Source organism: Ramlibacter pallidus (genome assembly GCF_015070875.1).
Lineage (GTDB): Bacteria > Pseudomonadota > Gammaproteobacteria > Burkholderiales > Burkholderiaceae_C > Ramlibacter > Ramlibacter pallidus.
The window spans coordinates 408,697-422,086 of record NZ_JADDIV010000005.1 but is presented as its reverse complement, the minus strand read 5'-3'; the positions used below and the strand labels follow the sequence as shown (position 1 = coordinate 422,086).

Annotated in this window: 13 protein-coding genes; 9 read left to right on the top strand and 4 right to left on the bottom strand. The window is 69.0% G+C overall.

What is annotated here, in order from left to right; all coding sequences use genetic code 11:
- Nucleotides 1-4: 4 nt before the first annotated feature.
- The 3 genes from coaE to IM787_RS19080 are packed head-to-tail and all read left to right on the top strand — an operon-like array spanning nucleotide 5 to nucleotide 1,626.
- On the top strand, nucleotides 5-607 hold the full coding sequence (gene coaE, locus IM787_RS19090; RefSeq protein WP_193678287.1) for a dephospho-CoA kinase: 603 nt from the start codon (nucleotides 5-7) through the stop codon (nucleotides 605-607).
- 40 nt (nucleotides 608-647) lie between these two features.
- Nucleotides 648-1,400 (top strand): cell division protein ZapD, encoded by a 753-nt coding sequence (gene zapD, locus IM787_RS19085; protein ID WP_193678286.1) that lies wholly within the window; start codon nucleotides 648-650, stop codon nucleotides 1,398-1,400.
- 10 nt (nucleotides 1,401-1,410) lie between these two features.
- A complete protein-coding gene (locus tag IM787_RS19080; RefSeq protein ID WP_193678285.1) occupies nucleotides 1,411-1,626 on the top strand; it encodes a DNA gyrase inhibitor YacG in 216 nt (71 codons plus the stop codon).
- Nucleotides 1,627-1,646: 20 nt separating this feature from the next.
- On the opposite strand, the gene IM787_RS19075 is transcribed toward IM787_RS19080, so the two are convergent.
- The 4 genes from IM787_RS19075 to IM787_RS19060 form a co-directional block, all read right to left on the bottom strand.
- Nucleotides 1,647-2,114 carry an NUDIX domain-containing protein gene (locus IM787_RS19075; RefSeq protein WP_193678284.1) on the bottom strand — a complete coding sequence of 156 codons (468 nt, stop codon included), beginning with the start codon at nucleotides 2,112-2,114 and terminating at the stop codon, nucleotides 1,647-1,649.
- On the bottom strand, nucleotides 2,111-2,986 hold the full coding sequence (locus IM787_RS19070; RefSeq protein WP_193678283.1) for an ATP-binding protein: 876 nt from the start codon (nucleotides 2,984-2,986) through the stop codon (nucleotides 2,111-2,113). The genes IM787_RS19075 and IM787_RS19070 overlap by 4 nt, the downstream gene beginning before the upstream one ends.
- Nucleotides 2,983-4,209 carry a bifunctional glutamate N-acetyltransferase/amino-acid acetyltransferase ArgJ gene (gene argJ / locus IM787_RS19065; protein ID WP_193678282.1) on the bottom strand — a complete coding sequence of 409 codons (1,227 nt, stop codon included), beginning with the start codon at nucleotides 4,207-4,209 and terminating at the stop codon, nucleotides 2,983-2,985. The genes IM787_RS19070 and argJ overlap by 4 nt, the downstream gene beginning before the upstream one ends.
- A gap of 121 nt (nucleotides 4,210-4,330) precedes the next feature.
- Nucleotides 4,331-4,762 (bottom strand): rhodanese-like domain-containing protein, encoded by a 432-nt coding sequence (locus IM787_RS19060; RefSeq protein WP_193678281.1) that lies wholly within the window; start codon nucleotides 4,760-4,762, stop codon nucleotides 4,331-4,333.
- Between the two features lie 169 nt (nucleotides 4,763-4,931).
- On the opposite strand from IM787_RS19060, the gene IM787_RS19055 reads away from it, so the two are divergent.
- The 6 genes from IM787_RS19055 (at nucleotide 4,932) to IM787_RS19030 (ending at nucleotide 13,387) form a co-directional block, all read left to right on the top strand.
- The gene (locus tag IM787_RS19055; protein WP_193678280.1) at nucleotides 4,932-6,050 is read left to right on the top strand and encodes a TRAP transporter substrate-binding protein; all 1,119 of its coding nucleotides are present in this window, start codon (nucleotides 4,932-4,934) and stop codon (nucleotides 6,048-6,050) included.
- A 77-nt stretch (nucleotides 6,051-6,127) separates the two neighbouring features.
- Nucleotides 6,128-6,742, top strand: coding sequence for a TRAP transporter small permease subunit (locus IM787_RS19050; protein ID WP_193678279.1), 615 nt, complete (start codon nucleotides 6,128-6,130; stop codon nucleotides 6,740-6,742).
- Nucleotides 6,739-8,832, top strand: coding sequence for a TRAP transporter large permease subunit (locus IM787_RS19045; protein WP_193678278.1), 2,094 nt, complete (start codon nucleotides 6,739-6,741; stop codon nucleotides 8,830-8,832). The genes IM787_RS19050 and IM787_RS19045 overlap by 4 nt, the downstream gene beginning before the upstream one ends.
- 111 nt (nucleotides 8,833-8,943) lie before the next feature.
- Nucleotides 8,944-12,237 (top strand): fused isobutyryl-CoA mutase/GTPase IcmF, encoded by a 3,294-nt coding sequence (icmF, locus tag IM787_RS19040; protein WP_193678277.1) that lies wholly within the window; start codon nucleotides 8,944-8,946, stop codon nucleotides 12,235-12,237.
- Nucleotides 12,238-12,261: 24 nt separating this feature from the next.
- Nucleotides 12,262-12,618: a SpoIIAA family protein gene (locus IM787_RS19035; protein WP_193678276.1), complete on the top strand. Its 357-nt coding sequence runs from the start codon at nucleotides 12,262-12,264 to the stop codon at nucleotides 12,616-12,618.
- 1 nt (nucleotide 12,619) lies between these two features.
- Complete coding sequence (locus IM787_RS19030; RefSeq protein WP_435531172.1) at nucleotides 12,620-13,387, top strand: alpha/beta fold hydrolase; 768 nt, start codon at nucleotides 12,620-12,622, stop codon at nucleotides 13,385-13,387.
- Nucleotides 13,388-13,390: the final 3 nt, after the last annotated feature.

Sequence of the window (13,390 nt, the reverse complement as noted above, 5' to 3'; positions counted from 1 at the left end):
AGCCGTGGCCCTGCGCATCGGGCTCACCGGCGGCATCGGCAGCGGCAAGAGCACGGTGCTCGCCATGCTGCGCGAACGCGGCGCGGCAGCGGTCGATGCGGATGCCATCTCGCGCGCGACGACCGCGCCCGGCGGCGCCGCCCTGCCCCTGATCGCCCAGCGCTTCGGCGCGGACTTCATCACGCCGGAAGGCGCCCTCGACCGAGTGCGCATGCGAGAGCAAGCCTACGCAAGACCCGAGTCCCGGCGGGAGCTGGAGCAGATCATCCATCCGCTCGTGGGCGAGGAGATCGCGAGCCAGGTCGAGGCCGCGCTGGCGGCCGGGGCGCGCTGCATCGTGTTCGACATTCCCCTGCTGGTTGAGACCGGCCGCTGGCGCGCGCAGCTCGATCGCGTGCTCGTCATCGACTGCGAGCCGGAAACGCAGGTCGCGCGGGTCGCGGCGCGCAGCGGGCTGTCCCCGGACGAGGTCCGCGCCATCATCGCGGCGCAGGCACCGAGGGGCCTGCGGCTCGCCGCGGCGGACATCGTGGTCTGCAACGAGGGGCTGTCGCTGGAAGCGCTCCGCAACGAAGTGGAACAGGCGGCGCGATCCTTCGGGCTATGATGGCGCCTCGCCGCCCATCAGCAAACGCCCTAACCCGCGCGTGATCCTCTACGAATATCCGTTCAACGAACGCATCCGGACCTACCTGCGGCTGGAACACCTGTTCCGCCGGCTGGGCGAACTGATCCCGCGCAGCCACCCGCTGGACCACCACTACGCGCTCGCCACGATCTTCGAAGTGATGGACGTCGCCGCGCGCGCCGACCTCAAGTCCGACGTGCTCAAGGACCTGGACCGCCAGAAGCAGGTGCTCAACGGCTATCGGGGCAACCCGGGCGTTTCCGAACGCGCGCTGGACGACGTCGTCGCGCACATCGAAAGCTGCTTCGCCGCGGTGAACGGCACGCCGGGCAAGGCCGGCCAGCCGCTCACCGAGAACGAGTGGCTCATGAGCATCCGCAGCCGTGCCGGCATCCCGGGCGGCACCTGCGAGTTCGACCTGCCCGCCTACTACGCCTGGCAGCACCTGCCGGCCGAACACCGGCGCGCGGACCTGGAGCGCTGGGCCGGCACCCTGGGGCCGCTCGCCGAATCCATCCACCTGCTGCTGAAGATGCTGCGCGACTCCGGCAGCCCCCAGAAGGTGATCGCCACCGGCGGCCAGCTGCAGCAGAACCTGCCGCAGGGCCGCACCTTCCAGCTGCTGCGGCTGCGCATCGCGCCCGAGCTCGGCGTGGTGCCCGAGATCAGCGGCAACCGCCTGATCGTGTCGGTGCGCCTGATGCGGCAGGACACCGACCGGCTCCAGGCGAGCAGCGACAACACCCCTTTCGAACTGACGCTCTGCGCCTGAGGCGAGGACCATGGCCACGCGTGCAGACAAGCCTGCCAAGCCGCGCATCGTGCGCTGCCCCGCCTGCGGCGGCGACAGCGTCTATGCGCCCACCAACGCGTTCCGCCCGTTCTGCAGCGAGCGCTGCAAGAACCTGGACTTCGGCGCCTGGGCCAGCGAAAGCTTCCGCGTCCCGGACGAGACGCCGCCCGACGACCTGCCCTTCGGCGACCCGAAGGAACGCTAGGCTCCCGTGCCCCCGCGCCGTCAGCCGTGCGTGGCGCCGGTGAACGCACGCTCCTGCGCGAACCACTGCAGCACCGGCACCGTGCCCGGGAGCACCGGTTGCACCGCGACGGGCAGCTGCTGCCACGCGAACTGCTGCCCCTCGTGCATGTGCAGCTCACCCGTCCAGTCGAACACCTTGCAGAAGTTCAGCCGCACCAGGGCGTGCGGATAGTCGACGCGCTCCACGCGCCAGGGCTGCACGGCGCCGATGGTCACGCCGATCTCTTCCTGCAGTTCGCGCCGCAGCGCCTGTTCGACGGTCTCGCCCGGCTCGACCTTGCCGCCCGGGAACTCCCAATAGCCTTCGTAGACCTTGCCCGGCGGCCTCGACGTGAGCAGGAAAGCACCGTCCCCGCGGATCAACACGCCGACGGCGACTTCCACTTCCTTGCGGTCCGGACCGCCCTCGCGCGGCCGTTCACCGTCGGCGACCAGGACGCGGTTCACCCGCGCTGCCGTCCCGCGTGGTCGCGCGCGAACTGGTAGGCGACGCGGCCGCTGCGCGAGCCGCGCTCCAGCGCCCACACCAGCGCCTCAGGCCGCGCGGCCTCGATGGCCGCCGGCGCCACGCCGAAGTGCGCCAGCCAGGTCGCGCAGATGTGCAGGTACTCGTCCTGGCTGAAGGGATAGAAGCTCACCCAGAGGCCGAAGCGCTCGGACAGCGAGATCTTCTCCTCGACCACCTCGCCGGGATGGACCTCGCCGTCCTCGGTGTGGGTGTAGGTGAGGTTCTCCTTCATGTACTCGGGCAGCAGGTGGCGCCGGTTGCTGGTCGCATAGATCAGCACGTTCGGCGTCGATGCCGCGACCGAGCCGTCCAGGATCGACTTGAGCGCCTTGTAGCCGGGCTCGCCTTCCTCGAAGCTCAGGTCGTCGCAGAACACCATGAACTTCTCGGGCCGGTTCGCCACGACGTCGATGATGTCCGGCAGGTCGACGAGGTCGGCCTTGTCCACCTCGATCAGGCGCAGTCCGTCCTTCGCGTACGCGTTGAGGCAGGCCTTGATCAGCGAGGACTTGCCGGTGCCGCGCGCGCCCGTCAGCAGCACGTTGTTGGCCGGATGGCCCTGCACGAACTGCAGCGTGTTGCGCTGGATCTTCTCCTTCTGCGGGTCGATCTCCTTCAGGTCGTCCAGTGTGATCGCGCCGACGTGCTTCACCGGCTCCAGGGCGCCATGGCCGCTGGAGCGCTTGCGGTAGCGCCAGGCGATGGCGCCGTTCCAGTCGGGCGCGCCCAGGGGCTGCGGCAGGATGGCCTCGATGCGCGCCACCAGCTGCAGCGCGCGCGCGATCAGCGCGTCGAAGTTCTTTTCGCTCATGAACGGTAGTCGGCGTTGATCGTCACGTACTCGTGGCTGAAATCGCAGGTCCACACCTGGTCGGCGGCATCGCCGCGGCCGAGGACCACGCGCACCGTGATCTCCGCCTGCTTCATCACGCGCTGGCCGTCTTCCTCGCGGTAGGCCGGGTTGCGGCCGCCCTGCCTGGCCACGTGCACGTCGTCGAGGTAGAGGTCGATCTTCGTCTGGTCCAGGTCGGCGATGCCGGCGTAGCCCACGGCGGCCAAGATGCGCCCGAGGTTCGGGTCGCTCGCGAAGAACGCGGTCTTCACGAGGGGCGAATGCGCGATCGCGTAAGCCACCTGGCGGCACTCCGCGCCGGTCTGCCCGCCCTCGACACGCACCGTGATGAACTTGGTGGCGCCTTCGCCGTCGCGCACGATGGCCTGCGCCAGCAGGCGTGCCACCTCCTGCATCGCGTCCTTCACCGCACGGCCCGCCGGCGTGTCGAAGGAGGCGATCTCCGCGTGCCGCGCCTTGTTCGTGGCGATCACGACGAAGGAGTCGTTGGTGGAGGTGTCGCCGTCGACGGTGACGCGGTTGAACGAGCCTTCCGCCAGCTCGAGGGCGAGCGCCGGCAGCAGCCCCGGCGCGATCTTCGCGTCGGTGGCCACGAAGCCCAGCATCGTCGCCATGTTCGGGCGGATCATGCCGGCGCCCTTGCTGATGCCGGTCACGGTGACGGTGACGCCGTCCACCTGCACCTGCCGGCTGAAGGCCTTGGGCAGCGTGTCGGTGGTCATGATGCCCTCGGCCGCGCGCAGCCAGTGCGCGGGTTGCGCGTCGGCCAGCGCCGCGGGCAGGCCCTTCTCGATGCGGTCGACCGGCAGCGGCTCCATGATCACGCCGGTGGAGAACGGCAGCACCTGTTCCGGCGCCACGTCCAGCAGGCGCGCGGCCGCGATGCAGGTGGTGCGCGCGCGCACCAGGCCGTCCTCGCCGGTGCCCGCGTTGGCGTTGCCGGTGTTGATCACCAGCGCGCGGACACCACCGTGCGCGAGGTGCTCGCGGCAGACCTGCACCGGCGCCGCGCAGAAGCGGTTCTGCGTGAAGACGCCGGCCACCGCCGCGCCTTCGTCAAGCAGGAAGACGGTGAGGTCCTTGCGGTTGGCCTTGCGGATGCCGGCTTCCGCCACGCCGATGCGCACGCCGGCGACGGCGTGCAGCGATTCCGCGCGCGGCGCGTTCAGGTTGACTGCCATGGTCTGCTCTCTCGTTGAAGTTCGCGGGATCTCTTTCCAGTGCCACCGCGGAACCGGCTTTGCCGGGCCGCTGGTGGCGCCCCCTTGAGGGGGACGCGGCGCGAGCCGCTTCGGGGGTGGGTCATCCCTGGCGCCACGGAAGGCCGCGGAAGCGCCAGCCGGCCTTGCGGTTGCGGTGGCCTTCCGCATCCGCGTCGCCCTCGAAGCCTTCGAGGATGTTGTAGGCCTCGAAACCGAGTTCGGCCGCGCGCTTCGCGGCCGCGATCGAGCGCACGCCGCTGCGGCACAGCAGCACGACCTTCCGGCCGGGCGGCACCGCTGCGCGCAGTCCTTCGTCGAAGCCCGCATTGGCCTGCATGCCGGGCCACTGCTTCCAGGCGAGCGGCACCGCGCCGGGCACGAACCCGACCCACTCGCGCTCGGCGTCCGTGCGCACGTCCACCAGCACCGCCTCGCCCGCCTGCCACCAGCGGCAGGCGAGTTCGGGACTGACGTCGCCGGCATAGCCTTCGGCGGGCCGGGGCTGGTCGGGCAGGGGCGTGGGCGCGTTCATGGGGCGATTTTGCCAGTGCGCGCGGCAGGGCCTCCAACGCCTCGACGCCGCCGGCCGACAGCGATCCGTCAGGTCCATGCGCGATCGCTCCGTGTAAACCCTATCACTGCTTGGGGGGGCGCCGCCGAGGATAGCTTGCTAACAATTTCACGCCACAGGAGACCCCTCGATGTCCGAAGCCAAGACCCCCCGCCGCCGCAGCCTGCTCAAGGGTGCCGCCGTTGCCGCCGGTGCCATGTCGGCGCCGATGGTCGCCGTCGCCCAGACCACCTCTTTCCGCTTCCAGAGCACCTGGCCGGCGAAGGACATCTTCCACGAGTACGCGCTCGACTTCGCCAAGAAGGTCAACGACATGGCGGGCAACCGCCTGAAGATCGAGGTGCTGCCCTCCGGCGCCGTGGTCCCGGCCTTCCAGCTGCTGGAAGCGGTCAACAAGGGCACGCTCGACGGCGGCCACGGCGTCGTCGCCTACCACTACGGCAAGAACTCGGCGCTGGCCCTGTGGGGCTCGGGCCCGGCCTTCGGCATGGACCCCAACATGGTCCTGTCCTGGCACTACTACGGCGGCGGCAAGGCGCTGCTGGACGAGATCTACAAGTCCATCAACATGGACGTGGTCTCCTACCTGTACGGCCCGATGCCCACGCAGCCGCTCGGCTGGTTCAAGAAGCCGGTCTCCAACGCCGCGCAGCTGAAGGGGCTGAAGTTCCGCACCGTGGGCCTGGCGGTCGACGTGTTCAAGGAACTGGGCGTGGCGGTGAACCCGCTGCCGGGCGGCGAGATCGTGCCGGCGCTGGACCGCGGCCTGATCGACGCGGCCGAATTCAACAATGCGTCCTCCGACCGCGTGCTGGGCTTCCCGGACGTCGCGAAGAACTGCATGCTGCAGTCGTTCCACCAGTCGGGCGAGCAGTTCGAGATCCTGTTCAACAAGCCGAAGTACAACGCGCTGCCGCAGGAACTGAAGTCCATCATCGACTACGCCGTGCAGGCCTCCAGCGCCGACATGAGCTGGAAGGCGATCGACCGCAACTCCAAGGACTACATCGAGCTGAAGACCAAGGACAAGGTCAACTTCTACAAGACGCCCGATTCCATCCTGAAGGCACAGCTGGATGCCTGGGACAAGGTGACGGCGGCCAAGGCCGGCGAGAACGCGTTCTTCAAGCGCGTGCTGGATTCGCAGCGCGCCTTCGCCGAGCGCGCGGGCCAGTGGCAGAACGATTACACCGTCGACTTCAAGATGGCCTACAACCGCTACTTCGCGAAGGGCGGCAAGAAGGCCTGACCGGCAGCGGCCGGCGGAAAGGGCGGCACCGGCCGCCCTTTTTTTGGGCCGCGCTGGCAGGGCAAAAGGGGCAAGCAATGCAGAAAGTACTACTGGCCATCGACCGGCTCTCCACCTGGATCGGGCAGCTGTTCGCCTGGGCCATCATCCTGCTGACGGCGTTCATCTCGTGGGAGGTGTTCTCGCGCTACGTCCTCGGCAAGCCGCACGCCTGGATGCTCGACGTGCAGATCATGCTGTACGGCGTGCTGTTCATGATGGCCGGCGCTTACACGCTGTCCAAGAACGGCCACGTGCGCGGCGACGTGCTGTACGGGTTCTTCCGCCCGCGCACGCAGGCCACGCTGGACCTCGTGCTGTACATCCTCTTCTTCCTGCCCGGCGTGTTCGCCATGACCTGGGCCGGCTGGACCTACTTCCAGGAATCGCTCGCGATCCGCGAGCACACCTTCAACGCGGACCCCATCCCCGTGTATCCCTTCAAGTTCTTCATCCCCTTCGCGGGCGCGATCCTGCTGCTGCAGGGCTTCGTCGAGATCGCCCGCTGCATCATCTGCATCCGCCAGGGCGAATGGCCGTCGCGCGAGCAGGACGTGGAGGAGGTCGACGTCGAGAAGCTCAAGGCGATGGTGCACGCCGACGACCACCGCGAGCTCGCCGCCCCGCCGGCGGAGAAAGGGAGCCCGCTGTGAAGATCCGCAAGGAACTCTGGTTCGGCTTCTCGCTGATGGCGGTCATCGTGGCCGCGGCGCTGATCATGCTGGTGAGCGTGGAGCGCATCGAACGCGGCCACATCGGCCTGCTGATGCTGTCGCTCGTGGTCGTCGCCATCATGCTCGGCTTCCCCACCGCCTTCACGCTGATGGGCATGGGGATGATCTTCACCTTCCTGGCGTACGGGGGGAACACCACCCAGACGCTGGACCTGATGGTGCAGGCGACCTTCAAGACGATGGGCAACGACGTCCTCATCGCGATCCCGCTGTTCGTGTTCATGGGCTACATCGTCGAGCGGGCCAACCTGATCGAACGGCTGTTCCGCAGCATCCACCTGGCGCTGGCGCGCCTGCCCGGCGCGCTGGCGGTGGCCACGCTCGTGACCTGCGCCATCTTCGCGACGGCCACCGGCATCGTCGGCGCGGTGGTCACGCTCATGGGCCTGCTCGCGATGCCCGCGATGCTGAAGGCCGGCTACAGCGTGCGGCTGACGGCCGGCTCGATCACGGCGGGCGGCTGCCTCGGCATCCTGATCCCGCCCTCGGTGCTGCTGATCGTCTACGGCGCGACGGCGGGCGTCTCGGTGGTGCAGTTGTACGCGGGCGCCTTCTTCCCGGGGCTGATGCTCGCCGGCCTCTACATCGTCTACGTGATCATCGTCGCGAAGATCAAGCCGTCTCTCGCGCCGCCGCTGTCCGCCGAAGACCGCTTCGTCCCGCTGCCGCCGCTGACGCAGAAGATCACGAACCCCAACGGCACCGGCCACGCCGTGCTGGGCCTGATCGCGGCCCTCAAGGGCAAGCGCAACCAGGACGTCCCGACGGGCTACCTGCTGCGCCAGCTGCTGCTGGTGTTCGCGCCCCTGCTCCTGTTCGTGTTCGTCTCGCTGTGGAGCTACCGCGCCGTCACGGAGCCGCTGGCCGCGGAAGCCACCTACGAGAACCTCACGCGCATGGGCGAGACCGGTGGCGGCGCCGAGCGCAGTGCCGCCACGGGCCTCGCCGAGCCGCCGGCGGCCGGCGGGCTGGCCGAACCCCCGGCCGCCTCCGGCACCGGACTCGCCGAGCCACCCGCCGAAGGCGGCCTGGCGGAACCTCCGGCTGCGGGAAGCCTCGCCGAGCCCCCGGCGGCCGGTGGCGCCCTGTCGGAGCCACCGGCCGCGAGCGGCGGCCTGGCCGAGCCGCCCGGGGCGGGTGGGGTGGCGGAACCGCCGGCAGCGGCACAGGCGCCCGCGGCTGGTGGCGTGCAGGAGCCCCCTGGTGCGGGCGGCAGCGCCGCGGCGACGCCCGCCCCGGCGGGCGCCGAACGGGAGGCGTCGCGGACGTGGTGGACGGTCTTCGCAGTGTTCGCCGCGCTGTTCGCGCTCTTCTACGGCATGCTGACCTTCGCCCGCCTCGAAGTGTTCAAGATGCTGCTCACCAGCTTCTTCCCGCTGATGGTGCTGATCCTGGCGGTGCTCGGCTCCATCGTCATGGGGCTGGCCACGCCGACGGAAGCGGCCGCGGTGGGGGCGCTGGGCGGATTCCTCCTCGCCATCGCCTACCGGCAGCTCACCTTCGAAGTGGTGAAGGAAAGCGTGTTCCTCACGGCGAAGACGTCGGCCATGGTGTGCTGGCTGTTCGTCGGTTCGGCGATCTTCTCGGCGGCGTTCGCGCTGCTGGGCGGGCAGGAACTGGTGGAGCGCTGGGTGCTGTCGATGAACCTGACCAAGACGCAGTTCCTGGTGCTGTCGCAGGTGATCATCTTCATCCTGGGCTGGCCGCTGGAATGGACCGAGATCATCGTGATCTTCATGCCGATCTTCGTGCCTCTGCTGGACAACTTCGGCGTCGACCCGCTGCTGTTCGGCCTGCTCGTGGCGCTGAACCTGCAGACCGCCTTCCTGTCGCCGCCGGTGGCCATGTCGGCCTTCTACCTGAAGGGGGTGAGTCCACCGCACGTGACGCTCAACCAGATCTTCATGGGGATGATCCCGTTCATGGGGATCCAGATCGTGGCGATCTTCCTGCTCTACATCTGGCCGCAGATCGGCCTGTGGCTGCCCTCGGTCCTGTACGCACGGTAGGCACGGAGCACGGGCGTGAAAAGGCGGCTGCGGCCGCCTTTTCCTTTGGCGATTCCATTGACGTTGACGTAAACGTCAATTAGGCTAGGCGCTCTCCTGGAGACATCCCCCATGACCGACCTGTCCGCCGAATTCAAGGCGCTGGCGAACTATCGCCCCACCCACAAGGTCCGCTTCGTCACCGCGGCGAGCCTGTTCGACGGGCACGACGCGGCGATCAACATCATGCGGCGCATCCTGCAGGGCATGGGCGCGGAGGTGATCCACCTCGGGCACAACCGCAGCGTCGACGAGGTCGTCACCGCCGCGCTGCAGGAGGACGTGCAGGGCATCGCGGTCAGCTCCTACCAGGGCGGCCACGTCGAATACTTCAAGTACATGGTGGACCTGCTGCGCCAGCGCGGCGGCGCGCACATCCGCGTGTTCGGCGGCGGCGGCGGCGTGATCGTGCCGGCCGAGATCCGCGAACTGCAGGACTACGGCGTCACGCGCATCTACAGTCCCGAGGACGGGCAGAAGATGGGCCTGGCCGGCATGATCGGCGAGATGGTGATGCGCTGCGACCAGGACCTCGCGCAGCACGCGCCGCGCGAACTCGCGGCGATCCAGGGCCACGGCGAGCCGCAGTGGCGCGCCCTGGCGCAGCTGATCACCGCGCTGGAGGGCGGCACGGCCGATGCGGCGCTGGTCCACGCCGTCCGCAAGGCGGCGGACACGCGCACCACCCCCGTGCTGGGCATCACCGGCACCGGCGGCGCGGGCAAGTCGTCCCTGACCGACGAACTGATCCGGCGGCTGCGGCTGGACCAGGACGACCGCCTGCGCGTGGCGATCGTCTCGATCGACCCCTCGCGGCGCAAGACCGGCGGCGCGCTGCTGGGCGACCGGATCCGCATGAACGCGATCGCACCGTGGCGGGACGGCCAGCGTGTCTACATGCGTTCGCTGGCCACGCGCGATTTCGGCAGCGAGATCAGCAAGGCCTTGCCCGACGTGATCGCCGCCTGCAAGGCCGCCGGCTTCGACCTCGTGGTGGTGGAAACCAGCGGCATCGGCCAGGGCGACGCGGCGATCGTGCCGCACGTCGACGTGCCGGTGTACGTGATGACGCCGGAGTTCGGCGCCGCCAGCCAGCTGGAAAAGATCGACATGCTGGATTTCGCCGAGTTCGTGGCGATCAACAAGTTCGACCGCAAGGGCGCGGCGGACGCGCTGCGCGACGTGGCCAAGCAGGTGCAGCGCAACAAGGAAGCCTGGGGCAAGCGTCCCGACGAGATGCCGGTGTTCGGCACCATGGCCGCGCGCTTCAACGACGACGGCGTGACGGCGCTGTACCAGGCGCTCAAGCCGCGCCTGGCGGAACTCGGCCTGCCGCTGCAGGACGGCAAGCTGCCGGCCGCGAACGTGCGCCACAGCACCAACCAGTCGCCGGTGGTGCCGCCGGCGCGCACGCGCTACCTGGCGGAGATCTCCGAGACCGTGCGCGGCTACAAGAAGCGCGTGCGCGAACAGGTGAAGCTGGCGCGCGAGGTGCAGCAGCTCAAGGAAGCGGCACGCATGCTCAAGGAGGAGAAGCCGGGCCGCGCGCCGGCGGCCGAAGCCTCCCTCGACCTCGCCGGCCAGCGGCTCGCGCGCATGGACAAGGACGCGCTGCACCTGCTCAAGCAGTGGCCGGACATGCAGCAGGCGTACGCCGGCGACGAGTACGTCGTGAAGATCCGCGACCGCGAGATCCGCACGAAGCTGACGTACACGTCGCTGTCCGGCACGGTGGTCCGCAAGGTCAGCCTGCCGCCGTACGAAGACCACGGCGAGATCCTGCGCTGGCTGATGCTGGAGAACGTGCCGGGCAGCTACCCGTATACCGCCGGCGTGTTCGCGTTCAAGCGCGAGAACGAGGACCCGACGCGCATGTTCGCGGGGGAAGGCGATGCCTTCCGCACCAACCGCCGCTTCAAGCTGCTGTCGGCCAACATGCCAGCCAAGCGCCTGTCCACCGCCTTCGATTCCGTCACGCTGTACGGCAACGACCCGGACCTGCGGCCGGACATCTACGGCAAGGTGGGCAACTCCGGCGTGTCGATCGCGACGCTCGACGACATGAAGGTGCTGTACTCCGGGTTCGACCTGTGCGATCCCGCCACCTCCGTGTCGATGACGATCAACGGCCCGGCGCCGACGATCCTGGCGATGTTCATGAACACCGCCATCGACCAGAACCTGGACAAGTTCAAGGCGGACAACGGCCGCGAACCCACCGAGACCGAAGCCGCGAAGATCCGCGAATGGGTGCTGGCCAACGTGCGCGGCACCGTGCAGGCCGACATCCTGAAGGAGGACCAGGGCCAGAACACCTGCATCTTCTCCACCGAGTTCTCGCTCAAGGTGATGGGCGACATCGCCGAGTACTTCGTCCACCACGACGTGCGCAATTTCTATTCGGTGTCGATCTCGGGCTACCACATCGCCGAGGCCGGGGCCAACCCGATCTCGCAGCTGGCCTTCACGCTGTCGAACGGCTTCACCTTCGTCGAGGCCTACCTCGCGCGCGGGATGCACATCGACGACTTCGCGCCCAACCTGTCGTTCTTCTTCTCCAACGGCATGGACCCGGAGTACACGGTGCTCGGCCGCGTCGGCCGGCGCATCTGGGCGGTGGCGATGAAGGAGAAGTACGGGGCCAACGAACGCAGCCAGAAGCTCAAGTACCACGTGCAGACCTCGGGCCGCAGCCTGCACGCCCAGGAGATCGCGTTCAACGACATCCGCACGACGCTGCAGGCGCTGATCGCGATCTACGACAACTGCAACTCGCTGCACACCAACGCCTACGACGAGGCGATCACCACGCCCACGGAGGAGTCGGTGCGCCGCGCGATGGCGATCCAGCTGATCATCAACCGCGAGTGGGGCCTGGCCAAGAACGAGAACCCGAACCAGGGCGCGTTCGTGATCGAGGAGCTGACGGAGCTGGTGGAAGAGGCGGTGCTGGCCGAGTTCGAGCGCATCTCCGAACGCGGCGGCGTGCTCGGCGCGATGGAGACCGGATACCAGCGCGGCCGCATCCAGGACGAGAGCATGCACTACGAGATGCAGAAGCACACCGGCGAGCTGCCCATCATCGGCGTGAACACCTTCCGCAACCCGCACGGCGACACCATCCCGGACAAGCTCGAACTCGCCCGCTCGACCGAGGAAGAGAAGCAGGGGCAGCTGAAGCGCCTGCAGGACTTCCACGCCCGCCATGCGGGCGAGGCGCCGGCCATGCTCGAGCGGCTGCGCCAGGCCGTGATCGCGGACGGCAACGTCTTCGCCGTGCTGATGGACGCCGTGCGGGTCTGCTCGCTCGGCCAGATCACGGGCGCGCTGTTCGAGGTCGGGGGCCAGTACCGCCGGAACATGTAGGGCGATCCGGGGCATACTTGCCGCGTGAGCTTCACCCTGCACCTCACCCATGGCCCCGCGTACGCCGTCGCGGAGATCTCGGCGCTCGCCTTCATGGAGGCGGCGCCGCCGGTGCTCCGCGCCATCTCGGAACAGACGCGGATGCACGGCGACCGGCGCCTGCTGATCAACCTGATCGACGTGGTCGGCACCTTCGGCGCCGAGGAGCAGCGCACCATCGGGCTGCTCGCGCACCAGCACCTGTCGCACCTGGAGAAGGTCGCCTCGCTGGTGCCGCCGGAGAAGCTGACGCGCGTGAGCGAAGCCGCCGCGCGCGCCCAGGGCATGGAACTGCGCGTCTTCACCGCGCTCACCGAGGCGATCGACTGGCTGGTGGCCTGAAGTGGCGTTCGCGGAACTGGGGGCGGCCGGCGCGCCGCTGCACATCGAGTACGAATGGGTGGGCCCGCCGGACGCCCCGGTGATGGTCTTCCTGCACGAGGGCCTGGGCTCCGTGGCGATGTGGCGCGACTTCCCGGCGCAGTTGTGCGAGGCGGCCGGCTTGCGGGGACTGGTCTACTCGCGCCCCGGCTACGGCAGGTCGACGCCGCGCCGGACCGAGGAGAAGTGGGCCCCCGACTTCATGCACCGGCAGGCCCGCGAGGTCTTGCCCGCGCTGCTGCGGGACCTCGGCGTGGCGCGGCCCTGGCTGTTCGGCCACAGCGACGGCGGCTCCATCGCCCTGCTCCACGCGGCCGCGTTTCCCGATGCGGTGAGCGGCGCCGTCGTGCTGGCGCCGCACATCCTGGTCGAGGACGTCTCCATCGCCAGCATCGCGCGGGCCCGCGCGGCCTACGTGGAGACGGACCTCCCGCAGCGGCTCGCGCGTTACCACGAGGACGCCGACTCGGCCTTCTTCGGCTGGAACGACGTGTGGCTGTCACCGGCATTCCGCGGCTGGAACATCACGGCGGAACTCCGCACGATCCGGTGCCCGTTGCTGGCGATCCAGGGGCTGGACGACGAGTACGGCACGCTGGAACAGATCCGCGGCATCGCGCGCGCGGTGCCGCAGGCGGACTTGCTGGAGCTGCCACGGTGCGGGCATTCGCCGCACAAGGACCAGCCGCGGGCGGTGATCGATGCGGTCACCCGCCTGGTCGCCGGCTGAAGC

Coding starts and splice junctions, on each gene's coding strand:
- IM787_RS19050 (WP_193678279.1), top strand. CDS start 6,128: ATGCAGAAAGTACTACTGGCCATCGACCGGCTCTCCACCTGGATCGGG.
- IM787_RS19060 (WP_193678281.1), bottom strand. CDS start 4,762: ATGAACGCGCCCACGCCCCTGCCCGACCAGCCCCGGCCCGCCGAAGGC.
- IM787_RS19080 (WP_193678285.1), top strand. CDS start 1,411: ATGGCCACGCGTGCAGACAAGCCTGCCAAGCCGCGCATCGTGCGCTGC.
- IM787_RS19055 (WP_193678280.1), top strand. CDS start 4,932: ATGTCCGAAGCCAAGACCCCCCGCCGCCGCAGCCTGCTCAAGGGTGCC.
- argJ (WP_193678282.1), bottom strand. CDS start 4,209: ATGGCAGTCAACCTGAACGCGCCGCGCGCGGAATCGCTGCACGCCGTC.
- IM787_RS19070 (WP_193678283.1), bottom strand. CDS start 2,986: ATGAGCGAAAAGAACTTCGACGCGCTGATCGCGCGCGCGCTGCAGCTG.
- icmF (WP_193678277.1), top strand. CDS start 8,944: ATGACCGACCTGTCCGCCGAATTCAAGGCGCTGGCGAACTATCGCCCC.